The sequence below is a fragment of the Haloferax sp. Q22 genome, from assembly GCF_001482285.1.
GTDB lineage: Archaea > Halobacteriota > Halobacteria > Halobacteriales > Haloferacaceae > Haloferax.
This window is the reverse complement of record NZ_LOEP01000032.1, coordinates 72,756-99,182: the sequence shown is the minus strand read 5'-3', so window position 1 is coordinate 99,182 and position 26,427 is coordinate 72,756. Positions and strand designations below refer to the sequence as shown.

The window sequence follows — 26,427 nt, the reverse complement described above, 5'->3', positions numbered from 1 at the left end:
AGAGAGGAACGACCGCCCTCAGTCGTCCGCGAGCACGCTCTCGACGGTCGGCGCGTCAGTCCGCTCGACCGTCGAGCGGTTCGTCGTCGGATTCTTCTCCACGCGGACGAGGTCGTCGGCCGCGCCGACCAGTTCGTCGTCGTGACTGACGATGAGAATCTGCTTGACGCCGCGGTTCTGCATGTCCTCGACGAGGTCGACCAACCGCGAGACGTGGCCGTCGTCGAGGAAGACCGTCGGTTCGTCGAGGATGAGCGGGGGGAGCGGGGCCGCGCCGTCGATACCCTCGGCGAGGAGCCGGTAGATGGCACACCGGAGGCTGAGGTTGAACAGCGCGCGCTCGCCGCCCGAGAGCTGTTCGGGTTCGAGTGCGGTGCCGTCCTTCTGGAACACCGTCAAGCCGTACTCGCCGTCGAGTCGGATGCGCGAGTAGGCGTCGTTGGCGTAGACGAGGTCGAACGTCTCGTTGAGCATCCGTTCGAGCACCTCGACGTTCCGCTGGCGAAGCTCCGCCCGGAGGTCGCCGTAGGTCGATTCGAGCGTCGACACCTCGTCGTGGACCGATTCGAGGGCGTCGACGCGCTCGGAGAGATGTTCACGGCGCTCCCGGAGGTCGTCCAACTGTTCGAGTTCGGCCTCGACGCCGCCGACGCGGCTCTGGAGTTCGTCGCGCTTCTCACGCAGCTCGGGCAACACCTCGTCTTCGACCCGTTCGAGGTACTCCGCGGCGTTCTCCTTGCGCTGTCTCGCTCCCTCGACCGCCTCCTCGTCGACCGTCTCGCGGAGTTCGTCGCGACGCTCGCGGCGCTCGCTGAGGTGTTCGCGGCGCTCGCGGTTCACCTCGGCGAGCGTCTCGCGCTTCTCGCGGAGCCGGTCCCGCGCGTCGATTTTTCCGGCTCGCGCGTCGACCAGCGACTCGACGCGGTCGAGTCGGTCGCGCCGCTCGTCGAGTGCTTCGAGGTCCGCTTCGAGCGACTCGACCGTCTCCGCGACCTCCTCGGCCCGCTCGGCCTGCGTCGTCGCGGCCTCGCGTTTCTCCTCGGCCTCAGCTTCGAGTTCCGCGGCCGCCTCGCGCTTTTCTTCGGCGGCCTCGCGGCGGCTCTCGACGGTCTCCTCGCGGTCGGCGATACGTTCTTCGACGAGGTCGAGTTTGTCGCGCTGAGAGCCCGCGCGGTTCTCGATTTCGACCAGTGCTTCGGCCGCCTCGACGGCCGCCGAGCGCGACTCGACGTCCGATTCGAGCGAGTCGAGGTCGGCTTCCAGCGATTCAACGGCGGCCTCGCGCTCGCTGATGGCGTCGACGTGGGGCGAGCCCTCGACCGGCTGCCCGCACTCGGGGCACTTGCCCGCGTCGCGGAGGCGCTCGGCCTCGGCGAGGCGCTCGCGCGCGTTCTTCAGTTCGGTCTCCGTCTCCGCGAGCGACTCGCGGGCGTCGGACCGCGCCTCGCGTCGTTGTTCGAGGAGGTCGGCTGCCTCACCGAGTTCGACGGGGGCGTCTTCGAACCGCGCTTCGGCGTCGTCGAGCGACGACCGAAGCTCCGTGCGCGTCTCGCGGAACGATTCGAGTTCTCGCTCGGCGTCGGCGGCGGTCTCCGCGTCGGCGTCGGCGGCCTCGCGTTTCTCCTCGGCGCGCGATTCGAGGTCGTCGGCGCGCTCGGCGAGCCGCTCGGCCTGTGTCTCGAACGCCTGCGCCCGCGTTCGCGCCTCGGAGAGGTCGTCACGCAGTTCGGATTCGCGCTCCGAAAGCGCCTCCCGTGCGCCGGCAATCGCCTCATCGCTCGCGTCGTCGAGGTCGGCCCGGTCGAGCGCGTCGCCGATGTCGGATTCGAGGTCGTCGATGGCGGCGTCGAGTTCGCGGATACGCTCCGAGAGGTCGTCACGCTTCGTCTCGTCTGCGGAGATTTTCGCGGTCAAGTCCTCGATTGCCGACTCGACCTCATCGAGCCGTTCCCGGTTTTCGGCGTGTTCGTCGAGCGTCGCCTCGGCGGCGTCGAGCGCCGCCTTCGCCTTGTCGCGCTGGCCCTCGTAGTTCGAAATCTCCTCGTCGAGGGAGTCGAGTTCGGATTCGAGCGCGTTGAGCGTCGCGTGGAGGTCCGCGTCCTCCTTGGCCTCGATTTGGGACTCGACATCTTCGAGGACGCTCCGCTTGCTCGTTAGCACGTCTTCGACCCCAAGCCGGGCGTTGCCGGCGCGCTCGCGGTATGTCTCGAGCTTTCCGAGTTGGAGGAGGTCGTCTATCATGTCCTGGCGCTGGCTCGGCGTCGCGTTGATGAGCTTGTTGACCTCGCCCTGCTGGACGTACGCGCAGTTCACGAACGCCTCGGCGTCCATCCGCAGGAGCGACGCGACGTGCCGGCGAACGTCTCGCGCGCCCTCGACGGTTCCCTCGGGGCCTTCGAGGACGCATTTGGCGGTGGTCGCGCGGTCCCCGGAGACGCGAATCCGGCGGTCGATGCGGTACTCGCCGCCGTCGTGGACGAATTCGAGCGCGATTTCGGCGTCGTCCGCGCCCGTGGTCACCACGTCTTCGAGCGTCCCCGCGAGCGCCTTCGAGCCGTAGAGCGCGAAGAAGCATGCTTCGAGGAGCGACGACTTTCCGCTACCGTTGACGCCGTGGATGACCGTGACGCCGTCTCGGAGGTCGAGTTCGGCGTCCTCGTAGGGTTTGAAGTTCCGGATGGCGATGCGGGTGAACCTCACGCGAAATCACCCAGCGAACTGTCGCGGCTCGCCGCCGGGTCCGCGGCGGCCTCCGAGTCGGATTCGGTCGTCGTTTCAGCGGTGGTCTCGGTCGTCGTTTCTGTGTCGGACTCGGCCGTGTCTTCGGCGGCTTCCACGTCCGCCGCGTCCTCGGCGGCCTCCGAATCCCCGTCCTCGACGCCGTCGTCGCTCTCGATACCATCCTGGCTCTCGACGGCGACGAATGCGCCGGGGTCGTCCGAAAGCAGCGATTCGACGCGCTCGCGGACCTCGTCGCGGACGTTCGAGTCGGCGACCTTGCTCGCGCGGACCGTCTCGTCCACGTCGAGGGCGGCGCTCGACAGGCCCATCTCACGGACCCGCTCGCGCACCGCGTCGTCGGGGTCGGCGAAGGTCACGTCGGTCGCCAGCTCGGCGCCGTCGTCGATGTCGCGCTTGTCGTTGACGCGGGCGACGAGCGCGCCCTCCTCGACGGCGAACGACTCGACCGCCGCGGGCGTGACGCTCTCGCCTTCGCCCCGCAGTTCGACGATGACGACCGCGTCTTCGAGGTCGAACTCACGGACGCGCTGACGGACGCGCTCGATACCCTCGTCGCCGGCAAGGTCGACCTCGACGAAGGCGAACGGGCGTGTTTCGAGGGTGCGCCGGCGGATGTCGACCTCGTCGGGCGCGAACTGGACAAGGTTGTACCCGCGTGGGTCGCGCTCGCTCGCGCTCGCGCGTTCGGTCGACCCACAGTAGGTCACCCACGTCCCGTCGAGTTCGGCGGTGTCGGGGACGTGGTTGTCGCCGAGGAGGACCGCGTCGAAGTCGACGTTCGACTCGGCGAGGACGGTTTCGGTCTCCCAGTCGGCGTGCGCGAAGGGCGTGAACAGACCGTGGGCGACGAGCACCGCGCGCCCGGCATCGTGCGGTTCGAACTGGTAATCGAGTTCGTCTCGGCGCGAGCGCGGGACGTGGTCGAGACCGTAGAAGGCCACGTCGCCGACGACGTGGGGGGCGCGTCCGAGTCTCGTCGCCAGTCCAAGGCGCTCGAAGAGGTCGAGCCACTGGCCCCCGCGGGTCGACTCGTGGTTGCCGACGATGGCGAGGAAGGGTATCCCAGCGTCGTCGAGGCGGCGGAGCGCAGCGAGCGTCCCGAGGAGGTCGGGGAGTTCGGGACGGCGGTCGTGGTAGAGGTCGCCCGCGTGGACGACGGCGTCCACGTCCCCGTCGAGCGCGTCCGCGACGACCCGCTCGAAGGCGTCGAGGAAGTCCTGTCGGCGCTCCGGCGAGTGGTACTGCTGATACCCGATGTGGGTGTCGCCGGTGTGTATCACCCGTGTCATCTATCAACCGGTTCGCCACCGCCGCTGAAAACGGTTGTGCGACCGGAGCGAAAGTGGTCGGCGTCCCGCAGTCGCCGCTGAGCGACGCAGGAGCCCCGGTCCGACTCGTCGGCCGGGTCGCCGAGCGCGCCGCGTAGACGGTCGAGATCCGCGAGGAGCGTCCGCCCGGCGCGCGCGCAGTCGTGGTGTCCGCGGCGGGCGGCCTCGCCGACCGCTCGGCGGAGTGTCAGTTCGCCTCCGTCGGAGAGAAAGCGGGCGGCAGAATGGAGCGACTCGAAGGCGTTTCGCGCGTCGGCGACGACTTCGGCTGGCGAACACGACCCGGGTCGGTCGTCGGTATCGCCGTCGGCGAGCGCGGAGAGCGCGCGGCCGACGGCATCGGGAGCGGGCGAAGACATGCGACCACGTGGCCGCGCGTTCGGATTTAAATGTTGAGCGTGTAGAGGCGCTTGCGCGCGTCGGAAAAGGAAAATCGGGAATTGACCGCGCCCTCGTCCTCTAGCCGGGAGAGCGCGTAGCGGACGGTACGCGGGGGCAGAAGCGATTCTTCGGCGATTTGACTCTGGGTGAGCGTGTCCTCGTAGTCGAGAATCTTCGCGACCAACTTCGCGCTCGGGGGCATGTCTCGAACCGATTCCCACCGGTCGTCTGACTGGGGCTCGGACTCGCGTTCGACTGCTTCCGTGGTGCTCATCGTACGAGACACCATGCAATGCTATTAGATAATATTTGCTATCCAGATTTATTACTGAGGAGAATTTATGTGACGTACGTCAGACTCGTCATCCGGGCGGGAGACGCCCCCTAGGCGGCGAATCCCTCACACACCCGAAGCCTCTTATGAACCTGCACCCTATGCCGGATGATGACCGATACTGTGGACGACGTCGATCTCCCCTACGATAAGGACTCGGCGTCGCAGCAGGAGAAGATCACCGCCCTTCAAGAGCGGCTCGAAGTTCTCGAAACGCAGAACGAGGAGATGCGCGACAAGCTCCTCGACACGAACGCCGAGAACAACAAGTATCAACAGAAGCTCGAGCGGCTTACCCACGAGAACAAGAAGCTCAAGCAGTCGCCGCTCTTCGTTGCGACGGTTCAGGAAATCACCGACGAGGGGGTCATCATCAAGCAGCACGGTAACAACCAAGAGGCCCTCACCGAAGTGACAGACGAGATGCGCGAGGAGCTCGAACCCGACGCGCGCGTCGCCGTGAACAACTCCCTCTCTATCGTCAAGCGACTCGACAAGGAGACGGACGTCCGGGCTCGCGTGATGCAGGTCGAACACAGCCCCGACGTGACCTACGAGGACATCGGCGGACTCGAAGAGCAGATGCAGGAGGTCCGCGAGACGGTCGAGATGCCGCTCGACCGCCCCGAGATGTTCGAGAAGGTGGGCATCGACCCGCCGTCCGGCGTCCTCCTGTACGGCCCGCCGGGCACGGGCAAGACGATGCTCGCGAAGGCCGTCGCCAACCAGACGAACGCCTCGTTCATCAAGATGGCCGGTTCCGAGCTTGTGCACAAGTTCATCGGCGAGGGTGCGAAGCTCGTCCGCGACCTATTCGAGGTCGCCCGCGAGAACGAGCCCGCCGTTATCTTCATCGACGAGATAGACGCCATCGCCTCGAAGCGCACGGACTCGAAGACCTCCGGCGACGCCGAGGTCCAGCGCACGATGATGCAGTTGCTCGCCGAGATGGACGGCTTCGACGAGCGCGGCAACATCCGCATCATCGCGGCGACCAACCGCTTCGACATGCTCGACCCCGCGATTCTCCGGCCCGGCCGGTTCGACCGCCTCATCGAGGTGCCCAAGCCGAACGAGGACGGCCGCGAGATAATCTTCCAGATTCACACCCGGAAGATGAACGTCTCCGACGACGTGGACTTCGTCGAACTCGCCGAGATGGCCGACAACGCCTCCGGTGCCGACATCAAGGCCGTCTGTACGGAGGCAGGGATGTTCGCCATCCGCGACGACCGCACGGAGATATACATGCAGGACTTCCTCGACGCCTGGGAGAAGATTCAGCAGGAAGCCTCGGACGAGACGGAAGTCTCCCGCGCGTTCGCGTAACCGACGCGAGTCGCGTTCCGTCCCGTTCTGTTTCGGGCTTCGATTCCGCCTTCGCTTTTCGCGTGACGCCGACCGCCGAGTGACTACGCGGCGAACGCGAAGTACGGAAGCACGAACAACGCGAGGAACATCGCAGTCAGGATGAGACCGTAGCCGCCGAGCGTCGCGGCCGCGGTCAGCCACGATTCGCGCCGGCCGGGGAGTTCGAGCGCGGACATGCTCGGTGGGTCGCGGTCGTGAATAATAAATCGTCGGTATTCGTGCGACCGAATCGGGAGTGTCAGCGGGAGCCGGGCGTGTTTGCGGGCGCGGAGTCGGTCGGGTCAACGGAACCGGTCTCCGGCGCGGCCCCCATCAGGTAGCCGCCGAACCCGATGAACCACAGGAGCACCGGGTAGGCGACGTAGCGCTCGAGACCACCCGCGCCGAGGAACGAAAGCGGGTGCGGGAGACCGAGGAGGCCAAACGCGAAGATACTCACCAAGAGGGCGAGGACGAACCCGCCCACCGCGACCGAGAGATATCGGAACGGGGTCTCGATGACCCGCGCGGCGACGACCGCGGAGACGCCGCCGGCGAAGAACGTCAGGAGCGCGAACAGCCCGTGCATCGGGGCTTCGCTCCCGTCGAAGATACCCACGCCGAGGATGCCTATGCCGAGCGCGGCGACGGCGGCGGTGACGACGCGGTCGCGGAACGCCCGGTGTGCGAAGTAGCTCGCGCCGAGGACTAACAGCCCCGAAAGTATCATCGTCGCGTTGAAAATCGTCGCCGACGGCTGGAGGATGACGCTGTTGGGTGGCCTCGTCGCACCGAGGTCGCTTATCTCCTGTACACCCGCGTTGTAGCCGGGATAGAACGCCTCGGCAGTGATGATTCCCATGAACGCGAGCAGGCCGAACGCGAACAGCAACGCGCCGGCGACGAACCGCTCGCGCCGGTGGTCGTGTGCCCCCGGCGTCTCGGAGATTCGTTCGGGTCGCGTCTCGGTCGGCGGACTGCCGTCCCGTCGGGACTCGGTGGTTGGTGTCATTGGTCTCACTCTCCGTTCGCCTAGACGACTGACGCGTCGATAACACCGAACGCTGGCTCTTAGACCGCGAGAATCCGGGTGGTCGGGAACCCGCACCCCTCGCCCCAACCCGAACGACTGAAACCGACCGGGTCGCACCCACAGGTATGGGCACGCCACTCGAAAGCCGCGAGGCGCAGGCCGAGGAGGTCCTCGACCGACTGTACGAGGAGTACCCCGACACCACCATCTCGCTTTCCTACTCGAACCGCCTCGAACTGCTCATCGCCGTCATGCTTTCGGCACAGTGTACCGACGAGCGCGTCAACAAGGTCACCGCGGAGCTGTTCGAGAAGTACGACGACGCCGCGGACTACGCCGCCGCCGACCAGGAGGAACTGGCCGACGACATCAGCTCCATCACCTACTACAACAACAAGGCGAAGTACATCCGCTCCGCGTGCGCGGACATCATCGAGAAGCACGACGGCGAGGTTCCGGACACCATGTCGGCGCTGACCGACCTCGCCGGCGTCGGCCGGAAGACCGCGAACGTCGTCCTCCAGCACGGCCACGACATCGTGGAGGGCATCGTCGTCGACACCCACGTCCAGCGGCTCTCGCGCCGACTCGGTCTGACAGAAGAGGAGTACCCCGAGCGAATCGAGGAGGACCTGATGCCGGTGGTCCCTGAACGCGACTGGCAACAGTTCACCCACCTGTTCATCAGCCACGGCCGGGCCGTCTGCGACGCGCGAAACCCGGACTGCGACGCCTGCGTGCTCGAAGACGTCTGCCCCTCGTCGAAGCTCGACCACAACGTCGACCTCGCCAGCGGCGAGGCGTGGTGAGCACTCAGACGAACACGTAGCCGCTCAGGTAGCGGTAGATACCGAGCAGCCACGCGAACACCCAGAAGATAACGTAGCCGAAAACGCCGACGCGGAGGCGGCCGCGCCACGCGCCCATGTTCTCGTGGAGGTCGTCGAGCGACACGTCCTGGTCCGGGTCGCGGTAGAGGTCGGCCTTCCACTTAGCCTGGAAGATGCGGACGATTCCCGTGAGCGCGAAGATGAGCATCGCGTACGCCTGCAGGCCGAGAATCGCGTGGAGGGCGCTGAGGCCGTTGAGTTGCTGAAAGAGCCGCGGGAGCATCCAGGTGACGACCGGGACCGTGTTCAACACGAGCCCGGGGAAGATGATTTTGAGGTGGTAGACGAGCACGTCCCACGACACCGTCTCGGCGTCAATCATTATCCACGCGCCGTAGAGGTAAAACGGGAAGCTGGCCGTGACGGTAATCGCGGCGAGCGTGGCGAGCGTGGTCTCGTCTGCCATCGCACGGCGTTAGAACCCGGTCGGCCTAAAGGGACCGATGCGCTGCGCCCCGTTCGAGCGCTAAACCACGGAGCGGGGGTCGAACGTCGGCCGCAACGACTTGGATTCGAGTTTCGAACCACAGTTTTCGAGCGCCGGACCAACTGGACGCCGGGTTTCAGAGCGTCGCGCGGCGAGTCGCCCGCGACGAACGCGCTCGGGGTCGGAACACGTTTACCGGCGTGGACCCTACTCCGGGGCGATGTCAGACTCGTCTTCCGCCCCGGCCGACGACGGCTCGTCACCGGACGCGGACGCCGACGCCGCGATGTCCGACGCGGAGCTCGCGGCCCTCCGCGAGGAGGTCGAAGCCAAGTACGACTTCGAGAACTTCGGCCCGGCCGACATGGCGAAGATGACCCCCGAAGAGTGGGACGCCGCGTTCGACCCCGATTCGTGGGTCGTCGGCGAGGAGTTGCTCGACCGCGTCGAACAGGAACTCCGCTACCGGGTCGCGATTCGCGAGGTGTTTGCCGTCCTCGAACGCGTGACCGAAAACGGCGAGCCCCGGATTCTCGCGTACTCAGACGAGGGTTACGCCGTCGTCTACCCGGACGGGAGCGTCGAGGGCGAGGGGACCGTCCTCCGCGACGTGAAACCGACCGTCGCGCTCTGTTCGATGGAGGACTTCGAGGTGAACGACGCGCCCGAGACCGTCAGGCTCCCCGAACCCGAAGAGGTCGCACAGGGGACCGGCGACTTCGGGAATCGGATGCTCCAAATCGTCGCGTTCGGCCAGTTGCTTGGCGGCTTCGCGCTCATCGGGGCGTGGCTCATCCTCCCCGACCTCGACTCGATTATCGCGCCGCTCGCCGGACTGGGCTTTCTCGTCATCGGCTTTTTCCTCTTCGTCGTCGTGGCGAACGCCCGGCTCTCGGATCGCTTCCGCGCCGAAGAGTACCGAGACAGGCTCCGCGTCATGGGTCTCGAAGGCGGGTCGCGCCCCGAGTTCGTCCCGACGTTCGACGGGGACGAAACCGCCGCGCCGTTGATCGAGCCCCCCGAGCGAGACGCCCCCAGTTCTGAGGGCTGAGCCCGACGCGAACCCGCCTCGGAAACACCCTCCGTGACGGCATAGTCGGTGGGTTTAAGCGCGTCCCATCCTGACGAACGACCGTATGAAAAGGCGGGAGTTTCTCCGAACGGCTGGCGGTGCGACAGCCGCCGCGACCGCTGCCGCCGGGACCGCTGCTGCGCAGGAAGGCGGCGGTGGAGCGCAGGTTCAACCCGACTTCGGTGGCTACCTCGACGGCATCGACGGAGGCTACGAAGACCTCCGCGGTCAGAGCGAAGTCACCATCGAGGTCGGCGCGTCCGGCAACGGAGGTAACCTTGCGTTCGCACCGGCTGGCATCTGGATCGACCCCGGCACGACCGTAACGTGGGAGTGGACCGGCGAAGGCGGCGGCCACAACGTCGTCGCGAGCGAGGGTGCGTCGCTCGACTCCGGCGCGTCCGTCTCCGAGGCTGGGAGCACCTACGAGTTCACGTTCGAGAACGGTGGCATCACCAAGTACCACTGCGTGCCGCACGAGGCGCTCGGCATGCTCGGCGCGGTCGCCGTCGGCGACGACGTGGCGACTATCAGCACCGGCGGTGGCGGCGAGAAGGAACTGCACGAACTCGGCGTCCCGATTCAGGCACACTGGGTCGGCTCGGCGACGATTCTCGGCATCCTCGTCACCATCATCTACACGTTCTTCATCTTGAAGTACGGCGAGTCCCCAAATACGGGTAACACCGGAGGTGGCGAATAATGTCTTCGACCGGCAGCACATACGGCGATATTCACCGATACGAACCGGCGCGAGAGAGCACCGCAGCGGCCATCGCAATCGTCCTCCTGACGATTATCGAGGTCGTGTTCGTGTTTCTCTTCACCTACGGCTTCGTCTCCGGGTGGGGACTGACGGACACGGGGAACATGTTCCTCGGCGGCGTCCTCGCCGTCATCTTCGTGGACCTCGCGTTCATCCTCGCGCTGTACCGCAAGGAGTTCCTCCCCGACGTGATGATCGTCAAAAAGCGGCGTCGCAAGTGGGAAGACCTCTACGTCCGCGAGGAGGACGTCGACGGTGTCACCTTCAGCAGCGATGACGCGTGGGAACAGGTCAAACGCGCGGTGTACCCCTACTACAAGCGATAAACCATGAGTCTCGAACGCAAAGACGACTACGACCACAAGGCCTGGATGAAAAAGAAGGACCTCACCCCGGTCGAGGCCACCTTCCTCACCACGCTCATCTGGCTGGATAAGCGACTCCGCATCGTCGATTATCTGGAACTTCTGGAGACGCTCTACTACCGAGTCAACCTCCAGATGCCGAAGAGCCACACCGAGCAGTACAACCTCGACAACAAGTTCTGGTACTGGTACCCCCTGTACACGCTCGGCTTGTTCTCGACGCTCGCGTACGTCGTCGCGGCGATCAGTGGTGCCCTTCTCGGGTTCTACTACTCCCCGGCGACGACCGGTGACCCCACGACGGCCTACAGCAGTATCGAATTCATCATGCGCGACCTGCAGTTCGGCTTCATGCTCCGCTCCGTCCACCGCTGGGCGGCGCAGGTCATGGTCGCGGCCGTGTTCTTGCACATGCTCCGTGTCTACTTCACGGGGTCGTACAAGGAACCCCGCGAGCTGAACTGGCTTCTCGGCATCGTCCTGATCAGCCTGACGATGGTGTTCGGGTACACCGGATACCTCCTCCCGTGGGACCAGCTAGCCTACTGGGCGGGGCAGATCGGCGTCGAGATGTCGCTGTCGGTCCCCCTCGCCGGTGAGTGGGTCGCACAGCTCCTGTTCGGCGGCTTCTCGCTGAGCCAGTCGACGCTACAGCGCATGTACATCATCCACGTGTTCCTGCTCCCGTTCGTCGTGACGACGCTCATCGCGATCCACATCGGCATCGTGTGGGTGCAGGGCATCGCGGAGCCGCACTGAGGTGACAATCATGAGCGACAACGAACCCGAAAACGAGGAGATTCGATCCGACGGCGCGGGCATCGTGGCCCCGGACGACGAGACGCCCACGTGGAGCGAGCGCAAGGCTCGCAAGACGGGGCTCTCCCGGCTCACCTACGAGTACTTCGAGCGCGCACGTCGTGAAGACCAGGACCTCCGCACGGAGTCCGACTACGTCGAACGCGACGTGCTGGCGTTCCCCACGTGGCCCCACGAGACCGTCCGTAACCTCTCGATTGCGTCGTTCTTCGTCGGGATGATTCTGTTCCTCTCGGCGACCATGCCGCCGCACATCGGCAACCCCGCGAATCCGTCGAGTACCCCGGCGATTATCCTGCCCGACTGGTATCTCTACTGGTCGTTCGGCCTGCTCAAGCTCAACCCGCTGAACCCCGAACTGGCCATCCTCGGCGGACAGAAGCTGATGGCCGACCGCACCTACGGCGTGCTGGCGAACGGCGTCGTCGTCGGCTTCATCGCTATCGTGCCCTTCCTCAACAAGGGCTCGGCCCGGCGACCCGTCGAGCAGCCGTTCTGGTCCGCAGTCGGCGTCTTCGGCGTGGTGTTCGCGATGACCATCTCGCTTCTGGCCATCAAGAACCTCATGCCGATGAACGTCGACCTGCTGTTCGACCTGACGTTCCTGCTCCCGTTCGTCTTCGGGACCATCACCTACGCGATACTGAAGACGATGCGCGAGGGGTACATGTACAACCTCAACCGCCGCTACTACCGGCTTCGCCCGCCGAAATAGAGCGGAACCACTACCAACCGTCCCTTCTTAGCGTCACTAATGACAGATAGCGACGCAACCGGTCGAACCGGCGACGCCGACGGGGCGCGGCGCGGACGCCGCGGCCGGCGCGACATCGTCGTCCCCATGCGGCTCTACAAGACGATTACCGTCTTCTCGACGCTCATCGCCGTCGTCAGCGTGGTCCTCGGCTTCGTCTTCCTCGACGCCGCGACGCTGCAGGTGAGCGCGCTCCGTGCGGTCATCGCGGGCGCGCTCGGCGCGCTCGGAATCGGCGTCGCCGACGGTCTGCTGAGCACGGCCCTCGCGGTCTTCGGACTCGGCATCATCGCGTTCGGCGCGGTCGTCTACACGCTCGGCACCCGATTTCGCGCCCAAGGAATGGGAAAGTCTCAAGAGGACTCCGGCGAAGACTCGAACAATGGCTGACGAATTCATCAAGGGTCTGGGTATCCTGACCGGGTCCGGACTCGCGTGGCTGGTGCTCGCGTCGTGGTACCGGACGAGCAGTTTCGAGAGCACACAACAGCTCATCGAGCCGCTGTCGTCCGGCGCGACCGAGGGACTGTTCAACATCATCGCCGTCACGCTGATGGACGTGTTCCTCTGGTTCGCGCTTCTCGGCGCGCTCACCTTCTGGGTGCTCATCCCGGCGGGTCACCAGATCATGTCCGCGCTCGAAGAGCGCCGCAACGCGCAGTAAGCTGACGCGGCGCGGGCCGTTCTCCTCTCATCTCGATTCGAATCGCCGAAACGTCCCTCACGATAGCGGGTGCACTCCCCGCCGCGTCCCGCGTCGGATTGGAAAAACTCTAATGAGTCTCGCTCCGACGGTCCTGTATGCACCCACTACAGTTCCTCGTTCCGCTCGACCAGTTGGCGGCGGTCGAACCGGTCGTCCCGCACGTGGCGCTCGTGCTCGTGCTTGCGAACTTCGCGACGCGCTTCCTCGGTCACCGGTCGCACGTCAAGCAGGCCGAGGAAGGCGGTGAGGAGGCCATCTCCCGGTACCTCCCGCACTCGATTAGTTCGGGCGCGCTCGTCCTGACCTCGTTCCTCTACCTGCTCGTCGAGCCGCACGGCGGCATGGTGCTGACCGTGCTGGTCGTCGGGATGTTCGTCACCGACTTCTTCGAGTTCGAAGCGCGCAAAGTCGAAGCCCGCACCGACAAGCCGCTCGAACGCCCGAACGGCTCGCTCGTCGCCGCGACGCTCGTGCTCCTGTACGCGGCGTTCCAGAGCCTCTTCTTCCTCGTCGCGGACTACTGGAACCTCATCGTCTAAGCTCGCGGCGCTTTCTTCTCCGCGTCGCCGCGTTCGCACTGCTCACGAGGAACACGTATTTTCGACGACGCCGAGCGCCACCGCTCGGGGTCCGAAATCACGGCCGAGCGAGGCGCTCACTCGACGAGAAGCGGAACGCTCCCGTCGCGGTCGATGACCACCGACTCCGACGGGTGGACTTCCCGGACGACCTCGTCGTCGGCGACGAGCGACACGGGCGCGTCGTCGCGTTCGACCGATAGCTGGACGGGCGGTTGAAGAACCCACGAGTCCGTCTGCGTCGCGTACGGCGAGACGGGAACGACGGCGAGCCCGGCGGCCGGGCCAACGACCGCGCCGCCCGCGGCGCGCGCGTAGCCGAAACTCCCGAGCGGCGTGGCGACGACGACCCCGTCGGCGCGGAACTCGTCGACCGGCGTCCAGCGCGCCGCCGCGCGCGACTCGTCGGTCGGTTCGGACGAGAAGGGGACCGCGGCCTCCGCGTGGGCGACGCCGTACTCGGAGATATGCGCCGGTTCGCTCGTGACGAGCATCGCGTCGAAGAGCGCGCGACCCGCCGCGTCGCCGTCGACGCGGAGCGAGAGCGTCGGGTGGTCGACGACCCGACCCTCGCCCGCGGCGACCGTGGACAGTCGCGCTTCGAGGTCGCGACGCGGGGTCGACCACGGTGCGCCGCAGTCGACGGGGACGACCGGGCACGACCACTCGGAGCCGAGTGCGACCGTCGAGAGCGCCGACTCGCCGACGGCGACGACGGCGTCCGCGTCGGCCGGCTCCGGTTCGACCGACGCACCGGCCGCTCTGACGGCGGTGGCGACCGAGTCGTCACCGACGATACCGAATCTCATCGTCGTCCACCTGCGGCGAGCCCCCGTAGCATCGTCCCGTGCTACGCCGCCGCGAATAAAAGCCCTCGTGGTTCGGTCCGGCGATGGGCGGCGCGGGCCGGGCGGGCCGGATGGGTACTGTGAGTCGCCGACGCCTCAGAACGGCCAGTCGCCGGTGACCTTCATGCCTTCCGCTTGGTCTTCGGCTTCGAGCGCCGCCGCGATGTCCGCCGGGTCGGCGTGGGGTATCTCGCGGTCTGCGTCGGCGAGTTCGACGGTCAGTTCCGTCAGGAGAATCGCTTGCTCGCGGAGCGTCCGCGACTCCAGTTTCTCGATGGTGTCGGCGTGGGTGTGGCCCCAGCCGCGGCCGCGGCCTTCCTGCTCGCTACCGACCATGTACGCCGGGACGCCGTGAGCGACGAACGGCCAGTGGTCGCTGTGGGGGAGCTGTTCGGGGAGCGTCGAAACGTCGTGGTCGAACCGCTCGGCAACCGTCTCGGCGGCGGTTTCGAGTTCGTCGAAGCCGTGAGTCGTGAGCTTGAGCGTCCGCCCGGCGACGACGCCGTCGTTGTTGACGATGGCTTTCACGTCGTTTCGGGCGTCGCCGAGGCGGTCGGCCTCGTACTCGGAGCCGACGAGGCCGACTTCCTCCGCGCCAAAGCAGACGAAACGGATGCGCGTGTCGAGTTCGTCCTCGCGGGCGGCAAGCGCGCGGGCGACCTCGACCACCATCGCGGTGCCCGCGCCGTTGTCCATCGCGCCCTCGGCGATGTCGTGGGCGTCGAGGTGGCTCGTGACGAGCACCTCCTCGTCGGTGTCGGGGCCGAGTTCGGCGTGGACGTTCCCGCTTTCGGCCGCGGGCGTCTCGCAGGTCACGTCGACGGTCACCTCGTCGCCGTCGAACCGGCGGCGGAGGCGCGCGCCGACCTCCTTGCTCACGCCGACCGCGGGGATGTCCCCGATAGGCGCTTCGGCGGTGCCGACGCTCCCCGTGGGCGGGAGTTGGCCGGGGACGTGGTTGGCGAAGACGAACGCGGCCGCGCCGGCCTCAACGGCGTAGTAGTACTTCTCGCGGCGGTGGATGAAGCGGTCGTAGTGGTCGGGTACCGTCGTGGAGACGACGACGACCTTCCCCGAGAGGTCGCGGTCGAAGTCCTCGGGCAGGCCGTAGCCGAGGTCGACCAGTTCGCCGCTCGCGGTGCCGGCGGGACTGCGCGGGAGCGCGATGCAGTCCTGCGTGGTGTCGGCGGCGTAGACGGCGCTGTCGCCGCGTTCCCAGCCCTGAATCTCGAAGGGGTCGATGCGAGCGTTGCGCGCGCCGACGCGTTCGAGGGCGTCTCGGGTCGCCTCCATCGCCTCGCGCTCGCCCGGCGAACCGGCCATTCGGTTGCCGATGTCGACGAGCGTCTCCAGGTGGTTCCAGCCGACCTCGCTGGTGAACGTGTCGCCTATCCAGTCACTCATAGTGGACCGTCTCGCGGGGCCGTGGTAACCGTTGCGATGAGTCGAAAACTCGGAGGAGATGTGGTGGTGGAATCGACCGACACCGGCGAGACACCCGCGTCGAGGCGTCGCGGCCGCGAGAGCGAGCGAACGGGTGCGAATCGTGGTTCGGTTCACAGACGAACGGCAGGTTCAAGGACCATCTATCACGTACGTTCATTCATGACTGACGTGCGAATCGCCGGGGTCGGACTGACGAAGTTCGGCAGTCACCCCGAGCGAACCGGCCGCGACCTGTTCGCGGAGGCCGCCCTCGCCGCCCGCGAGGACGCCGGCGTCTCCCGCGACGACTACGAGGAAATCTTCTACGGCAACTTCATGGGCGAACTCGCCGAGAAGCAGGGCCATCAGGGGCCGGTCATGGCCGAGGCCGCCGGCCTCGACTGCCCCGCGACCCGCTACGAGCAGGCCTGCGCCTCCGCGGGCGTCGCCTTCCGGCAGGCAGTCGCGACGATTCGGAGCGGCGCGGCCGACGTGGTCCTCGCCGGCGGCATGGAGCGCATGAACAACCTCGGGACCGCCGAGGTGACCCAGTCGCTCGCCATTGCCGCGGACGAACTGTTCGAGGTCCGCGCGGGGGTCACGTTCCCCGGCGCGTACGCGCTCATGGCTCGCGCGTACTTCGACGCCTTCGGCGGCGACAGCGAGGACCTCGCGCACATCGCGGTGAAGAACCACGCCAACGCGATGCAGAACGACTACGCGCAGTTCCACCGCGAAATCACGGTCGAAGACGCGCTCGAAAGCCCCGTCGTCGCCGACCCGCTCACTCTCTACGACGCCTGTCCCATCACCGACGGCGCGAGCGCGGTCGTCCTCGTCAGCGACGACTACGCCGAGCGCCACGGCCTCGACGCCCCCGTCACCGTCACCGGGTCGGGACAGGGCGGCGACAAGGCCGCGCTCCAAGACAGGCCGCACCTCGCGCGGACGCCCGCCGCGACGAAAGCCGCCGATGCCGCCTACGCGGACGCCGGAATCGCCCCCGACGACGTGGACGTGGCCGAGGTCCACGACTGCTTCACCATCGCCGAGGTGCTCGCGCTCGAATCGCTCGGCCTCTACGACCACGGCGAGGGAGTCGGCGCGGCCGCCCGCGGCGAGACGACCCGCGACGGCGACCTCCCGGTGAACCTCTCGGGCGGTCTCAAGGCGAAGGGTCACCCCGTGGGCGCGACGGGGACCGCCCAAATCGTCGAGATGACGAAACTCCTCCGCGGCGACCACGGCAACAGCGACGCCGTCCCCGACGCTCGGGTCGGCGTCACCCACAACGCGGGTGGGACCGTCGCCAGCGCGGTCGTCCACGTCTTGGAGGTGGACCGATGACCGACACCGGCTACGACGAGTGGCTGGCCGCAATCGCGGACGGGGAGGGCTACTACCTCGCGTGTCCCGACGGTCACGGCTCGCTCCCGCCGCGGCGCTCCTGCCCGCACTGCGGCGCGGCCGAGTTGACGGCGAAACCGCTCCCGGAGACGGGCGAGATACTCACGTTCACCGAGGTCCACGTCCCCGCGCCGAACTTCGCCGACGAAGCGCCCTACATGACGGCCATCGCGTCGTTCGGCCCCGTCAAACTCACGGGCGTCGTTCGCGACCTCCCCGCCGACGAGGTCGACCTCGGCACGACCGTCTCGGTCGGCGTGGGCGAGAACGCGACGACCGACGAGCAGTTGCTCGTGTTCCGGCCCGCGAGCGAGTAGCGCCGCGCGGTCAATTACTCGTCGCGCGCCTCGACGGCCTCCAGCGGCGAGCGCCAGCCGAAGACGTACGAACCGAGGAGCCACGCCCAGAATCCGACCGCGAGGAGCGCGATGGCTCCGTACAGGAACAACGAGAACAGCGACAGGGAGTCGAACATCGGTTCAGTTCGGGGGGTTGGGTCGGGTTGTGTCGGTTCGGCTCGTGGTCGCGGCCGCGGCGTAGGCCCCGTTCAGTCGAGGGCGTCGCGGACGGTGTCGACGAAGGCGTTCGGGAACTCGACGTGCGGGAGCAACATCGCGTCGTCGAAGACGACAAGCGTGCAGTCCGCCGCGTCCGCAAGGTCTCGACCCCGCTTCAGTGGTGTGATGTCGCTCTCGCGGCCCCAGACGAGCGTCGTCGGCACGTCGAGGTCTGACAGCGCCGCCGCGAGGTCGATGTCGGTGTTGAGGTAGCCGGAGATGAACGACGCCGGCGCGAAGCGCGCGCCCTCTTGGTGAGCGGTGCGCCACTCGTACTCCTGCCACTCCTCGCCCGCCTTCTCGGGGTCGTAGTAGCCGTGGTCGGCGTTGAAGTAGCGAATCGACGGTCGGGAGGCGATGACGTTGAACAGCGCCTCGCCGACGACCGGCGCGCGGACGAGTTCGCGGAGCCACTCCTTCGGGTCAGGACCGCCGCGCGACGTGGGACAGACGAGGACGAACCGCGAGACGGACACGTCGTCTCGCTCCGCGGCGGCGACGGCGTAGGCCGCGGTGAGCGACGAGGCGACGACCGCCGGGTCGTCGTATTCGGCGAGGAAGTCGCCGACGAAGTCCTCGTAGAGCGCGGGCGAGTAGTATAGCGCCGGCCGGTCCGAAAGCCCGAACCCGGGGAGGTCGGGCGCGACGACGTGGTAGTCCTCGGCGAGGGCCGAGAACACCTCGCGGAACTCGCCGGACGACCCCGCGGCGTTGATACCGTGGAAGAGGACGAGCGTCGGGTCGTCCTCGTCGCCGGCTTCGACGTACGACACGTCCATGCCGCGCCAGCGATACGTCCCGTGGTTTCCGGAGAGCGGCGGTTCGAGAGGGCCCACGCGTTTCGAGAGGGCGGCGTTGGTCGCGGCGGCGAGACCGACGCCCGCTGCGGCCAGTCCGATGGCTCGTCGGAGTTTCATGTCACGTAGATGGTGCGCGGTGGCCTTAATTCGCCCGCCCGTGGCGGGGTGACGGGCGGGACCTCCTCGCCCGCGCCCGGGGCGTCTCAGTCGTCTCGCCCGTCCAAACACTCCCGGAACGGTTCGAGCACGTCTTCGGCGACCGCGTAGGGGTCAGTCTCCTTTTCGACGACGGCCTCGGCGAACTCGTCGACTCCGCCGCGTCGGTCGAGTTCGGCTTCGAGGAGTCGGTTCACGTCGCTTCGGAGGAGCTGTCGAATCTCCTCTCCCGCGCGCTTGCGGGCCTTCTCCGCCAACTCGCCGGAGGCGTCGAGGTAGTCGCGGTGCTCGTCCAGCGTCTCGACCAACTCGTCGATTCCCTCGCCGGTCGTGGCGACGGTTTCGAGGACCTGCGGCGTCCAGACGAGGGGGTCGTCGGGAGCGTCCGACGCCTCGGCGTCTGCCGACTCGTCATCGAACGCGTCGGCCCCGTGGTGGCCCGTGTCGAGGTTCGCCCGCGGGTCGTCGCGGAGGTGAATCATCTCCTGCAGTTCGGCGACGGTGCGCGACGCGCCCTCCATGTCGGCCTTGTTGACGACGAACAGGTCACCGATTTCGAGGATGCCCGCCTTGAGCATCTGTACGTCGTCGCCGCTGCCGGGTTGGACGAGGACGACGACCGTGTCTGCGGTCTTCACCACGTCCACCTCGTTTTGCCCCGCGCCGACCGTCTCGATGATGATGCGGTCTTTCCCGAAGGCGTCGAGCGCCTTCACGGCGTCCGCGGTGGCGGTCGAGAGCCCGCCGAGCTGGCCGCGGGCGCTCATCGACCGGAAGAACACGTCCATGTCGCCGACGTTCGAGGCCATGCGGATGCGGTCGCCGAGGACGGCCCCGCCGGTGTACGGCGAGGAGGGGTCCACGGCGATGACGCCGACCGTCTCGCCCTGGTCGCGGTAGTACTTCGCCAGTTTGTCCACGAGCGTCGATTTGCCGGCCCCCGGGCTACCCGTGATGCCGACGACGGACGCGTCGCCCGTGTGCGCGTGGAGTTCCGAGACGATATCCCGGTAGCCCGGAGACTGCGACTCGATTTTCGTGATGGCGCGTGCGAGCGCCCGGTGCTCGCCGTCGAGGAGCCGCTCGACGAGGTCGGATTCGACCGCCCGGCTCATCGTCACGCTCGCTCGGGCGCGTTTTCCTTCACGAAGTCGATGGTCTCCTGCATCGGCGTGCCGGGGCCGAAGATGGCGTCGACGCCTTGTTCGAGGAGTTTCGGCCGGTCTTCTTCCGGAATGATGCCGCCGACGATGACGAGCGTGTCGTCGAGCGCGCCGTACTCTTCGAGGCCGGCCATCACCTTCGGGACGAGCGTGTTGTGCGCGCCGGAGAGGATGGAAATACCCAGCACGTCCACGTCCTCTTGGACCGTCGCCTGGATAATCTCGTCCGGGGCCCGGTGTAGCCCCGAGTAGATGACTTCGAATCCCGCGTCGCGGAAGGCGCGAGAGATGACGTGTGCACCGCGGTCGTGGCCGTCCAGTCCCACCTTGGCGATGAGACACCGGATCGTTCGCTGTTCGGAGTCCGCGCTCATAGACGGGGATTCGATGTCCCGCGCTTTGACTCTAACGGAAAATAAGGCAGGTCCGAGATCAGTCGTCCGCGGCGGGCGCGCTCCGGACGTACTCGTCGAGGAAGTCGGCTATCTGGGAGTACGCCTCGATTCGGTTCTCCAGTTTGGAAAAGCCGTGGCCCTCGTCGTCGAAGATGAGCTCCCGGACGTGGGCGTGTTCTCTTGCCTCCTCGACGAGCTGGTGGGCCTCGCTGACCGGCACCCGCGGGTCGTTCTCGCCATGAAGGACGAAAAGCGGCGCGCGAATCTTCTCGACGTTGTTGATGGGCGAGATGGATTCGAGGAACTCGCGGTCATCTTCGAGCGACCCGTACTCCGCCTCGCGGAGTTCGCGCCGCCAGTCGCCCGTGTTTTCGAGGAACGTCACGAAGTTCGCGATGCCGACGATGTCGACGCCGGCGGCCCACAGATCGGGGTACTCGGTCATCGCCGCGAGCACCATGAACCCACCGTACGAACCGCCCATGGCGACGATTTTGTCGGGGTCGACCGCCGGATGGTCGTGGAGCCACTCGACGGCGGCCTCGATATCGGCGACGGAGTCCATCCGCTTTTCCACGTCGTCGAGGTGGCCGTAGGCCTTCCCGTAGCCCGCGGAGCCGCGGACGTTCGGCTCGAAGTAGGCGTAACCCCGCGAGAGGAAGTACTGCTTGACCGACGAGAACGACGGCCGGCGCTGGGACTCCGGCCCGCCGTGGATGTCCACGATGACGGGCGTCTCGCCCTCGGGAGACTCCTCGGGAAGCGTGAAGAACGCCGGGATATCCCGGCCGTCGAACGTCGGGTACCGGACGAGTTCGGGCGGCACGAACGTATCGCGGGGGATACCCGCCGTCGCCGCGAGCGTCCACCGCTCGGCGTCGCCCGTGGCCAACTCGACCACGTAGACGTTGGCGGTGTCGGCGCTGGCGGTGACGGTGACCGCGGCGCGCTCGCCGTCCGGGGAGAACGAGACGCCGCCGGCGACGCCGTTCGGCAGGTCGGGTTGGGGGAGCACGTCGATGCGGTCGGGCGCGGTGAGTTCACCAAAGGTGAGTTCCGTGTACCCCTCGACGTTCCGCGAGTAGACGAGTCGCCGCGAGTCGTGGTCGATACTGATGCCCTCCAATTCGTGGTCGCCGCCGGTCTCGACGGTCGTGAACGCTCCGGAGGCGAGTTCGTAGCGGACGAGTTCCAGCGTGTCGCTCCCGCGGTCGGTCACCATGTAGACGTTCTCGCCGTCGGGACCCCACTCGGGGCTCTGGAAGCGGACCGTCCCCTGATGCGGCGTGAGGTGGGTCAACTCGCCTGTGGCGAGGTCGAGGACGGACACGTCCTGGTCGAAGTTCGAGTACGCCTCCTGGACGATAAGCTTCGAGTCGTCAGGTGAGAAGCCGCCGACGGTGAGCCAGCCGTCGCCCTCGTGGACGAGTTCGGCGTCGGTGCCGGTCCCGTTTCGGGCCTGCACGTACACGTCGAACACGGCGTTGTCGCGGCGGTTCGAGGTGAACGCGAATCGCTCGCCGTCGTGGCTCCAGCCGCCCCAGCGGTGCTTGGCGTCCAGGTGTTCGGTCAGGTTCTCGATGACGCCGGTGTCGGGTTCGAGCCGGAACAACTGCGCGCGCTCGTTGCCGCCTTTGTCCATGCCGAAGGCGAGTTCGGGGCGCTCGGGCGACCACGACGCGAAAGTGACGCGCTCCTCGTAGAACGTCCGCTGTTCGGGCCACGCGCCGGGCGAATCGACCGTCCAGACCTGCGGGACGCCCGTCGTGTCCATGAGGAACGACAGGCGCTCGCCGTCGGCCGAGAAGGACGCGCCGTAGGCGCTCCTTATGTTCAGGTAGCGCTCGATGTCGTACGTTCGCATACCTCGAATTGCCCCGGCGACGAGAAATCGGTTTGGGTGTCAGAAGTCCGAAAGCCGGGTGTCCTCGCGGTCGGTCCAGCCGCGCATCTTCGCGTAGGCCTCGGGGTTCGTCGGCACGCCCTCGGTGTTGAGCAGGCGCTCGGGGTACAGTTCGAAGGCGATGCCGATGAGTTGGTACTCCAGTTCTTCGAGGTACGGCCGCGTGTCGGGGTACGGCCCCTCCGTGCCGACCGCCCACGGCTCGACCAAGAAGTACACCGGCTCGCGGAGCCGCGGCGGATCGGTCGAAGCGAACAGCGCGTCCAGCCAGCGGTCGTACTTCCCCGGCCCGTCGTCGCGGAAGGCGGCCGACGAGAGGTCGCCGAAGTGGTAGTAGTTCCCGTAGCCCCAGCGCGCGAGTTTGCCGTCGTTGGTATCGACGTTCTTCAGGTTGCTGTTGAGGTCGGTGCCGGACGCGCCGAACTTCCCGCACTTGCCGAGGTATCGGGGGACGACCTCGTCGCCGTCGAGGGTGTACATCATGTAGACGAGGCCCTCGTAGCGGCCCTCGCGTCGGTCGTAGTCGGCGACGACGCGACACCCGGCCTCGCGGAGCCGACGCTCCATGCGCTCGCCGCGGCGGAGCGTCCGCCGGCCGGAGCGGCCGTACGCGATGGTTTCGACGGTCCCGTCGGCGTCGGTCTCGAAAAGTGAAATCGGGTCCGCGGCGTCGACGAAGCGGTCGACGAAACGGTCCCAGAGCGCGCGTTTCGTCTCGGTCACGCGACGACCGAACTCAGATCATGTCTTCGGCCTTGAGGCCGGCGATGATGTCGTCGACGAGGCTCTCGGGGTCCTCGTACGGGAAGTCCTGGTGCTTGCCGAGTTTGGCGGCCAGCTCCATCGCCGTGATGGTCACGTCGTCGGCCTTGAACTTCGTGCCCGGACCGTTCGGGAGCGCGGGGACGAGAGACATCTGGTTCTTCACGGGGAAGTCGGCGTTCGCGAAGGCGTCCATGAACTGCTCGCGGAGCTGAGATTCGGTGTCGGACATACCGTGTACCTACGTAGAGAGGTGGAAAAGGGTTCCGGAACAATAATGAATATATTTAGAGTTCTTTGCGAGACGGCGCGGCAACCCGTCGAGTGTCGGCACGGTCGCCCGGGACTGATGGACTTATCTACAACGGCAATTCATGCACTCGCATGGACTTCGACTTCGACCGCCTGAAGCAGCTCACGGAGACCAGCGGCGTCCCCGGCTACGAGGACCGAATCCGCGCGCTCGTCCGCGAGGACCTCGAGGAGACGACCGACACCGTCCGGGTCGACGCGATGGGCAACGTCGTCGGCACCATCGAGGGCGAGGGCGACTACGAGGTCGCCGTCGCCGCCCACATGGACGAAATCGGCTTCATGGTCCGCCACGTCAACGACGAGGGCTTCCTGCAGCTCGACGCCCTCGGCGGCTGGGACCCCCGCGTCCTGAAGGCCCAGCGCGTGACCGTCCACGCCGAAGACGAGGACTTCACCGGTGTCATCGGCTCGGTCCCGCCGCACACGCTGACTGAGGAACAGAAGAAGAAAGAGCCGAAGGTCGAGGACGTGTACGTCGACCTCGGCCTGCCCGCCGAGACCGTCGAGGAGACCGTCTCCGTCGGCGACCTCGTGACGATGGAACAGACGACCGTCCGCATGGGGAACCACGTGACGGGAAAGGCCATCGACGACCGCGTCTGCCTGTTCGCTATGCTGGAGGCCGCCCGGCGCATCGAGAACCCCGAGGTGACGATTCACTTCGCCGCCACGGTCCAAGAGGAAGTCGGCCTCCGCGGCGCGCAGGCGCTCGGCGTCGACCTCGACCCCGACCTCGCGCTCGGTCTCGACACCACCGTCGCCAACGACGTGCCCGGCTTCGACCCCGCCGACCACGTCACGAAACTCGGCGAGGGCGCGGGCATCAAGCTCAAGGACTCCAGCGCCATCGCCAACCCGAAGGTCCACCGCCGCCTCCGCAGCGTGGCCGAGGACAACGACATCGCCTACCAGCTGGAACTGCTCCCCGCGGGCGGCACCGACACCGGCGGCTTCCAGAACAGCTACGGCGCGAAGCCCGTCGGCGCGATTTCGATGCCGACGCGCTACCTCCACACCGTCACCGAGAGCGTCCACGAAGACGACGTGGTCGCCTACATCGATCTCCTGACGGCGTTCTTGGAGAGCGAGACGGGCGAGTTCGACTACACGCTGTAGGCGGCCCCGTGAGGCTGCCCCTGTAGGCGACCCCCGTCGGCGCGGCCGACATCGCGAGGACACCCCCTATATCGAGGCGCGGCACCCCCCGACCGGCGGACGAGAACCAAAGTATTCACTACAGGCCCACACCAAGCGGCGGACATGACCGACGGCAACGCGGATATGTCTCGGCGGGCGTTCCTCGGGGCGGCCGCTGGCGGCGCGGCGGTCGCCGCCACTTCCGGCACGGCCGCGGCGCAGACGGAAGAACCAGACTTCGGCGGCTACCTCGACGGCATCGACGGAGGCATCGAAGACCTCCGTGGCCAGAGCGAGGTCACCATCGAAGTGGGCGCGGAAGGTAACGGCGGCGCACTCGCGTTCTCGCCCGCCGGCGTCTGGATAGACACCGGAACGACCGTGACGTGGGAGTGGACCGGCGAGGGCGGCGGCCACAACGTCGTCGCGAGCGAGGGCGCGTCGCTCGACTCCGGCGCGGCCGTCTCCGAAGCCGGAAGCACCTACGAGTACACCTTCGAAGAGGGCGACGCGGGCATCACGAAGTACCACTGCGCGCCCCACGAGGCGCTCGGCATGCTCGGCGCGGTCGCCGTCGGCGGCGACGTGCCGACCGTCACCACCGGCGGTGGCGGTGGCCCGAGTCTCCCGCAGGTCCCCGACAGCGCGAAGTCCCTCGGCGTGGCCACCACGTTCGCCATGGTCGCGACGCTCGGCCTCGCGTACTTCTTCATGAAGTACGGCGGCGACTACGACGTCCAGGACTGACGCGGTCGTCGCGCCTCTCGATTTTTACCAGTCACGAGCGGCCGCGCTCGCCGTGTTTGCCCGGATTCGGTCGCCGCCGCGACAGCCGCGGGCGCGGCGGCCGACTCAGAAGAAGCCGTAGTCGTCGCGCTCGGTCTCGTAGACCGACTCGTACTGTTCGATGACACGCCGGTAGTCGTAGCTCGCGAAGTCGTCGTCGACCGTCTCGTGGTCGTACCTGCGGGCGGCGACGATTTCGTCCGCGAGTTCCTGCGGACTCGTGACGAGCGACCCGCGCTCGCGGCCCTCGACGAGTTCGTGGGCCGACGAGCGGGCCTGATACTCGACGATGGAGACACAGCCGCAGGCGAGCGCCCACAGCAGATTCGTCGCGAAGGGTTCGACTGTCGCCGTCTGCGCGAAGACGTGCGCGCCCTTCATGATGGGCACCGCCTCGTCCGCGGAGAGTTCGCCGAGGAACTCGACGCGGTCGTCGATGCGGAGGTCGCGGGCGGTCTGTTCGGCCGTCGAGCGCTCGGGGCCGTCGCCGATGACGGCGGCGGACCAGTCCTTGTCGCGGAGCTCCGCGAGCGCGAGGAGGAAGCTCTCGACGTTCGCGTGCTCGTCGAGGTCGCGGGCGTACACCACGTCCGCGCGCTCCTCGGCGTCGGCGCTCCGGACGAGGTCCATGCTGATGGGCTCGGGGACGAGGTGGGTCGCGTCGACCGATGTGCCGAGTTCGCGGACCTGCGTGCGGACCATTTCGGAGGGAACCAAGACGGCGTTCGGAGCCTTCGCCGCCCGCCGGTAGGCCCGCGAGCCGCCGCGGTCGTCGCGGGTCCACCAGTCGGCGACGACCGGCGTCCGGAGGAACCGCGCTGCGGTCCTGACCGCCGCGACGTGCGACGGCGGGTAGCTCGCGACCTGAATCACGTCGGGAGAAACCTCGCGGAGGGCGAAGGGAACGCGGGAGGCGAAGCCGCCGACGGAGGGCGCGTCGGTCACGCGGTGGTAGGTCACTCCGTCCTGTTTGAACTCGACGACGTCGCCGTCCCACCACTTCGCACAGAGCACCGTCACCTCGTGGTCGCGCTCGGCGAGGAGTTCCGCCGTCCGTCGGAGCCGTCTGGTCGCTCCCGTCTCCTCGTGGTGCGTCGTGTACATCGAGACGAGCGCGACTCGCATATTCGCCGCCACTACGCCGCGCAATAAAAATCCACAGTTTTCGAGGACGCGACCCGGGCGGCCGCCGGAGCGTCGAGAGAACGGAGCGCGGTCCGGCGACGCG

Annotated in this window: 31 protein-coding genes; 14 read left to right on the top strand and 17 right to left on the bottom strand. The window is 67.2% G+C overall.

The features are described 5' to 3' along the window. Nucleotides 1-18: 18 nt before the first annotated feature. Genes rad50 through AM590_RS14310 form a run of 4 tightly spaced genes read right to left on the bottom strand, consistent with a single transcriptional unit; the run spans nucleotide 19 to nucleotide 4,725 of the window. A complete protein-coding gene (gene rad50 / locus AM590_RS14325) occupies nucleotides 19-2,700 on the bottom strand; it encodes a DNA double-strand break repair ATPase Rad50 (protein WP_058828066.1) in 2,682 nt (893 codons plus the stop codon). Then, on the bottom strand, nucleotides 2,697-4,031 hold the full coding sequence (gene mre11 / locus AM590_RS14320; RefSeq protein WP_058828065.1) for a DNA double-strand break repair protein Mre11: 1,335 nt from the start codon (nucleotides 4,029-4,031) through the stop codon (nucleotides 2,697-2,699). The genes rad50 and mre11 overlap by 4 nt, the downstream gene beginning before the upstream one ends. Further along, nucleotides 4,028-4,429: a hypothetical protein gene (locus AM590_RS14315; protein ID WP_058828064.1), complete on the bottom strand. Its 402-nt coding sequence runs from the start codon at nucleotides 4,427-4,429 to the stop codon at nucleotides 4,028-4,030. The genes mre11 and AM590_RS14315 overlap by 4 nt, the downstream gene beginning before the upstream one ends. A gap of 26 nt (nucleotides 4,430-4,455) precedes the next feature. After that, nucleotides 4,456-4,725: a helix-turn-helix domain-containing protein gene (locus AM590_RS14310; RefSeq protein ID WP_058828063.1), complete on the bottom strand. Its 270-nt coding sequence runs from the start codon at nucleotides 4,723-4,725 to the stop codon at nucleotides 4,456-4,458. Between the two features lie 171 nt (nucleotides 4,726-4,896). Between AM590_RS14310 and AM590_RS14305 the strand changes: the two genes are divergently transcribed. Beyond that, nucleotides 4,897-6,114: a proteasome-activating nucleotidase gene (locus AM590_RS14305; RefSeq protein WP_004971162.1), complete on the top strand. Its 1,218-nt coding sequence runs from the start codon at nucleotides 4,897-4,899 to the stop codon at nucleotides 6,112-6,114. Between the two features lie 83 nt (nucleotides 6,115-6,197). Here the strand turns inward: AM590_RS14305 and AM590_RS21290 are convergent, their stop codons facing one another. Continuing rightward, nucleotides 6,198-6,332 carry a hypothetical protein gene (locus tag AM590_RS21290; RefSeq protein WP_256364947.1) on the bottom strand — a complete coding sequence of 45 codons (135 nt, stop codon included), beginning with the start codon at nucleotides 6,330-6,332 and terminating at the stop codon, nucleotides 6,198-6,200. A gap of 62 nt (nucleotides 6,333-6,394) precedes the next feature. Next, a complete protein-coding gene (locus AM590_RS14300) occupies nucleotides 6,395-7,147 on the bottom strand; it encodes a DUF998 domain-containing protein (protein WP_082677747.1) in 753 nt (250 codons plus the stop codon). A gap of 146 nt (nucleotides 7,148-7,293) precedes the next feature. Between AM590_RS14300 and nth the strand changes: the two genes are divergently transcribed. Next, on the top strand, nucleotides 7,294-7,977 hold the full coding sequence (gene nth, locus AM590_RS14295; RefSeq protein ID WP_058828062.1) for an endonuclease III: 684 nt from the start codon (nucleotides 7,294-7,296) through the stop codon (nucleotides 7,975-7,977). Nucleotides 7,978-7,981: 4 nt separating this feature from the next. Here nth and AM590_RS14290 read toward each other — a convergent pair whose 3' ends face one another. Continuing rightward, nucleotides 7,982-8,464, bottom strand: coding sequence for a hypothetical protein (locus tag AM590_RS14290; RefSeq protein WP_058828061.1), 483 nt, complete (start codon nucleotides 8,462-8,464; stop codon nucleotides 7,982-7,984). Between the two features lie 241 nt (nucleotides 8,465-8,705). On the opposite strand from AM590_RS14290, the gene AM590_RS14285 reads away from it, so the two are divergent. From AM590_RS14285 to AM590_RS14250, 8 genes are all read left to right on the top strand, one after another. Continuing rightward, the gene (locus AM590_RS14285) at nucleotides 8,706-9,536 is read left to right on the top strand and encodes a hypothetical protein (RefSeq protein ID WP_058828060.1); all 831 of its coding nucleotides are present in this window, start codon (nucleotides 8,706-8,708) and stop codon (nucleotides 9,534-9,536) included. Between the two features lie 85 nt (nucleotides 9,537-9,621). Then, complete coding sequence (locus tag AM590_RS14280) at nucleotides 9,622-10,260, top strand: halocyanin domain-containing protein (protein ID WP_006600548.1); 639 nt, start codon at nucleotides 9,622-9,624, stop codon at nucleotides 10,258-10,260. Next, complete coding sequence (locus AM590_RS14275; RefSeq protein WP_004971171.1) at nucleotides 10,260-10,649, top strand: hypothetical protein; 390 nt, start codon at nucleotides 10,260-10,262, stop codon at nucleotides 10,647-10,649. Before AM590_RS14280 ends, AM590_RS14275 begins: the two co-directional genes overlap by 1 nt. 3 nt (nucleotides 10,650-10,652) lie before the next feature. Continuing rightward, complete coding sequence (locus tag AM590_RS14270) at nucleotides 10,653-11,447, top strand: cytochrome bc complex cytochrome b subunit (protein ID WP_004972586.1); 795 nt, start codon at nucleotides 10,653-10,655, stop codon at nucleotides 11,445-11,447. A 10-nt stretch (nucleotides 11,448-11,457) separates the two neighbouring features. After that, nucleotides 11,458-12,222, top strand: a complete 765-nt coding sequence (locus tag AM590_RS14265) for a cytochrome bc complex cytochrome b subunit (protein WP_058828059.1) — start codon at nucleotides 11,458-11,460, stop codon at nucleotides 12,220-12,222. 39 nt (nucleotides 12,223-12,261) lie between these two features. Further along, complete coding sequence (locus tag AM590_RS14260) at nucleotides 12,262-12,651, top strand: hypothetical protein (protein WP_058828058.1); 390 nt, start codon at nucleotides 12,262-12,264, stop codon at nucleotides 12,649-12,651. Next, nucleotides 12,644-12,925, top strand: coding sequence for a hypothetical protein (locus AM590_RS14255; RefSeq protein ID WP_004972591.1), 282 nt, complete (start codon nucleotides 12,644-12,646; stop codon nucleotides 12,923-12,925). Before AM590_RS14260 ends, AM590_RS14255 begins: the two co-directional genes overlap by 8 nt. A gap of 137 nt (nucleotides 12,926-13,062) precedes the next feature. After that, nucleotides 13,063-13,506 (top strand): hypothetical protein, encoded by a 444-nt coding sequence (locus AM590_RS14250; RefSeq protein WP_058828057.1) that lies wholly within the window; start codon nucleotides 13,063-13,065, stop codon nucleotides 13,504-13,506. 116 nt (nucleotides 13,507-13,622) lie between these two features. Here AM590_RS14250 and AM590_RS14245 read toward each other — a convergent pair whose 3' ends face one another. Together AM590_RS14245 and AM590_RS14240 are read right to left on the bottom strand one after the other, a co-directional pair. Further along, nucleotides 13,623-14,354 carry an NAD(+)/NADH kinase gene (locus AM590_RS14245; RefSeq protein ID WP_058828056.1) on the bottom strand — a complete coding sequence of 244 codons (732 nt, stop codon included), beginning with the start codon at nucleotides 14,352-14,354 and terminating at the stop codon, nucleotides 13,623-13,625. Between the two features lie 135 nt (nucleotides 14,355-14,489). Further along, nucleotides 14,490-15,797 carry a M28 family peptidase gene (locus tag AM590_RS14240; RefSeq protein WP_058828055.1) on the bottom strand — a complete coding sequence of 436 codons (1,308 nt, stop codon included), beginning with the start codon at nucleotides 15,795-15,797 and terminating at the stop codon, nucleotides 14,490-14,492. 201 nt (nucleotides 15,798-15,998) lie between these two features. Between AM590_RS14240 and AM590_RS14235 the strand changes: the two genes are divergently transcribed. Both AM590_RS14235 and AM590_RS14230 read left to right on the top strand, forming a co-directional pair. Beyond that, nucleotides 15,999-17,165, top strand: coding sequence for a thiolase domain-containing protein (locus AM590_RS14235; RefSeq protein ID WP_058828054.1), 1,167 nt, complete (start codon nucleotides 15,999-16,001; stop codon nucleotides 17,163-17,165). Continuing rightward, nucleotides 17,162-17,542, top strand: coding sequence for a Zn-ribbon domain-containing OB-fold protein (locus AM590_RS14230; RefSeq protein ID WP_058828053.1), 381 nt, complete (start codon nucleotides 17,162-17,164; stop codon nucleotides 17,540-17,542). The genes AM590_RS14235 and AM590_RS14230 overlap by 4 nt, the downstream gene beginning before the upstream one ends. A gap of 14 nt (nucleotides 17,543-17,556) precedes the next feature. On the opposite strand, the gene AM590_RS20935 is transcribed toward AM590_RS14230, so the two are convergent. The 7 genes from AM590_RS20935 to AM590_RS14200 all read right to left on the bottom strand — a co-directional run bounded on the left by AM590_RS20935 (nucleotide 17,557) and on the right by AM590_RS14200 (nucleotide 23,193). Further along, the gene (locus AM590_RS20935) at nucleotides 17,557-17,700 is read right to left on the bottom strand and encodes a hypothetical protein (protein ID WP_172795812.1); all 144 of its coding nucleotides are present in this window, start codon (nucleotides 17,698-17,700) and stop codon (nucleotides 17,557-17,559) included. Between the two features lie 72 nt (nucleotides 17,701-17,772). Further along, complete coding sequence (locus AM590_RS14225) at nucleotides 17,773-18,699, bottom strand: alpha/beta fold hydrolase (protein WP_058828052.1); 927 nt, start codon at nucleotides 18,697-18,699, stop codon at nucleotides 17,773-17,775. A gap of 86 nt (nucleotides 18,700-18,785) precedes the next feature. After that, nucleotides 18,786-19,853 (bottom strand): methylmalonyl Co-A mutase-associated GTPase MeaB, encoded by a 1,068-nt coding sequence (gene meaB / locus AM590_RS14220; RefSeq protein ID WP_058828051.1) that lies wholly within the window; start codon nucleotides 19,851-19,853, stop codon nucleotides 18,786-18,788. Nucleotides 19,854-19,855: 2 nt separating this feature from the next. Further along, a complete protein-coding gene (locus AM590_RS14215) occupies nucleotides 19,856-20,275 on the bottom strand; it encodes a cobalamin B12-binding domain-containing protein (RefSeq protein WP_058828050.1) in 420 nt (139 codons plus the stop codon). A gap of 58 nt (nucleotides 20,276-20,333) precedes the next feature. Beyond that, entirely contained in the window at nucleotides 20,334-22,160 is a 1,827-nt protein-coding gene (locus AM590_RS14210) for a S9 family peptidase (protein ID WP_058828049.1), read from the bottom strand. Nucleotides 22,161-22,199: 39 nt separating this feature from the next. After that, nucleotides 22,200-22,922, bottom strand: coding sequence for a hypothetical protein (locus AM590_RS14205; RefSeq protein WP_058828048.1), 723 nt, complete (start codon nucleotides 22,920-22,922; stop codon nucleotides 22,200-22,202). A gap of 13 nt (nucleotides 22,923-22,935) precedes the next feature. Then, nucleotides 22,936-23,193, bottom strand: coding sequence for an MTH865 family protein (locus tag AM590_RS14200; protein WP_058565845.1), 258 nt, complete (start codon nucleotides 23,191-23,193; stop codon nucleotides 22,936-22,938). 152 nt (nucleotides 23,194-23,345) lie between these two features. On the opposite strand from AM590_RS14200, the gene AM590_RS14195 reads away from it, so the two are divergent. Next, nucleotides 23,346-24,392, top strand: coding sequence for a M42 family metallopeptidase (locus AM590_RS14195; protein ID WP_058828047.1), 1,047 nt, complete (start codon nucleotides 23,346-23,348; stop codon nucleotides 24,390-24,392). A gap of 144 nt (nucleotides 24,393-24,536) precedes the next feature. Further along, a complete protein-coding gene (locus AM590_RS14190) occupies nucleotides 24,537-25,160 on the top strand; it encodes a halocyanin domain-containing protein (protein WP_058828046.1) in 624 nt (207 codons plus the stop codon). A 105-nt stretch (nucleotides 25,161-25,265) separates the two neighbouring features. Here the strand turns inward: AM590_RS14190 and AM590_RS14185 are convergent, their stop codons facing one another. Beyond that, nucleotides 25,266-26,324, bottom strand: coding sequence for a glycosyltransferase family 4 protein (locus AM590_RS14185; RefSeq protein ID WP_058828045.1), 1,059 nt, complete (start codon nucleotides 26,322-26,324; stop codon nucleotides 25,266-25,268). Between the last annotated feature and the right edge of the window lie 103 nt (nucleotides 26,325-26,427).

Bases quoted from the DNA above. Each gene is read 5' to 3' on its own strand.
- AM590_RS14275 (WP_004971171.1), top strand. From the start codon at position 10,260: ATGTCTTCGACCGGCAGCACATACGGCGATATTCACCGATACGAACCG.
- AM590_RS14285 (WP_058828060.1), top strand. From the start codon at position 8,706: ATGTCAGACTCGTCTTCCGCCCCGGCCGACGACGGCTCGTCACCGGAC.
- AM590_RS14245 (WP_058828056.1), bottom strand. From the start codon at position 14,354: ATGAGATTCGGTATCGTCGGTGACGACTCGGTCGCCACCGCCGTCAGA.
- AM590_RS14255 (WP_004972591.1), top strand. From the start codon at position 12,644: ATGGCTGACGAATTCATCAAGGGTCTGGGTATCCTGACCGGGTCCGGA.
- AM590_RS14210 (WP_058828049.1), bottom strand. From the start codon at position 22,160: ATGCGAACGTACGACATCGAGCGCTACCTGAACATAAGGAGCGCCTAC.
- AM590_RS14260 (WP_058828058.1), top strand. From the start codon at position 12,262: ATGACAGATAGCGACGCAACCGGTCGAACCGGCGACGCCGACGGGGCG.
- AM590_RS14240 (WP_058828055.1), bottom strand. From the start codon at position 15,797: ATGAGTGACTGGATAGGCGACACGTTCACCAGCGAGGTCGGCTGGAAC.
- AM590_RS14305 (WP_004971162.1), top strand. From the start codon at position 4,897: ATGACCGATACTGTGGACGACGTCGATCTCCCCTACGATAAGGACTCG.
- AM590_RS14290 (WP_058828061.1), bottom strand. From the start codon at position 8,464: ATGGCAGACGAGACCACGCTCGCCACGCTCGCCGCGATTACCGTCACG.
- AM590_RS14315 (WP_058828064.1), bottom strand. From the start codon at position 4,429: ATGTCTTCGCCCGCTCCCGATGCCGTCGGCCGCGCGCTCTCCGCGCTC.
- AM590_RS21290 (WP_256364947.1), bottom strand. From the start codon at position 6,332: ATGTCCGCGCTCGAACTCCCCGGCCGGCGCGAATCGTGGCTGACCGCG.
- AM590_RS14230 (WP_058828053.1), top strand. From the start codon at position 17,162: ATGACCGACACCGGCTACGACGAGTGGCTGGCCGCAATCGCGGACGGG.
- AM590_RS14235 (WP_058828054.1), top strand. From the start codon at position 15,999: ATGACTGACGTGCGAATCGCCGGGGTCGGACTGACGAAGTTCGGCAGT.
- AM590_RS14195 (WP_058828047.1), top strand. From the start codon at position 23,346: ATGGACTTCGACTTCGACCGCCTGAAGCAGCTCACGGAGACCAGCGGC.
- AM590_RS14310 (WP_058828063.1), bottom strand. From the start codon at position 4,725: ATGAGCACCACGGAAGCAGTCGAACGCGAGTCCGAGCCCCAGTCAGAC.
- meaB (WP_058828051.1), bottom strand. From the start codon at position 19,853: ATGAGCCGGGCGGTCGAATCCGACCTCGTCGAGCGGCTCCTCGACGGC.
- AM590_RS14265 (WP_058828059.1), top strand. From the start codon at position 11,458: ATGAGCGACAACGAACCCGAAAACGAGGAGATTCGATCCGACGGCGCG.
- AM590_RS14190 (WP_058828046.1), top strand. From the start codon at position 24,537: ATGACCGACGGCAACGCGGATATGTCTCGGCGGGCGTTCCTCGGGGCG.
- AM590_RS14270 (WP_004972586.1), top strand. From the start codon at position 10,653: ATGAGTCTCGAACGCAAAGACGACTACGACCACAAGGCCTGGATGAAA.
- AM590_RS14215 (WP_058828050.1), bottom strand. From the start codon at position 20,275: ATGAGCGCGGACTCCGAACAGCGAACGATCCGGTGTCTCATCGCCAAG.
- AM590_RS14300 (WP_082677747.1), bottom strand. From the start codon at position 7,147: ATGACACCAACCACCGAGTCCCGACGGGACGGCAGTCCGCCGACCGAG.
- AM590_RS14250 (WP_058828057.1), top strand. From the start codon at position 13,063: ATGCACCCACTACAGTTCCTCGTTCCGCTCGACCAGTTGGCGGCGGTC.
- AM590_RS20935 (WP_172795812.1), bottom strand. From the start codon at position 17,700: ATGTTCGACTCCCTGTCGCTGTTCTCGTTGTTCCTGTACGGAGCCATC.
- AM590_RS14280 (WP_006600548.1), top strand. From the start codon at position 9,622: ATGAAAAGGCGGGAGTTTCTCCGAACGGCTGGCGGTGCGACAGCCGCC.
- nth (WP_058828062.1), top strand. From the start codon at position 7,294: ATGGGCACGCCACTCGAAAGCCGCGAGGCGCAGGCCGAGGAGGTCCTC.
- mre11 (WP_058828065.1), bottom strand. From the start codon at position 4,031: ATGACACGGGTGATACACACCGGCGACACCCACATCGGGTATCAGCAG.
- AM590_RS14185 (WP_058828045.1), bottom strand. From the start codon at position 26,324: ATGCGAGTCGCGCTCGTCTCGATGTACACGACGCACCACGAGGAGACG.
- AM590_RS14200 (WP_058565845.1), bottom strand. From the start codon at position 23,193: ATGTCCGACACCGAATCTCAGCTCCGCGAGCAGTTCATGGACGCCTTC.
- AM590_RS14225 (WP_058828052.1), bottom strand. From the start codon at position 18,699: ATGAAACTCCGACGAGCCATCGGACTGGCCGCAGCGGGCGTCGGTCTC.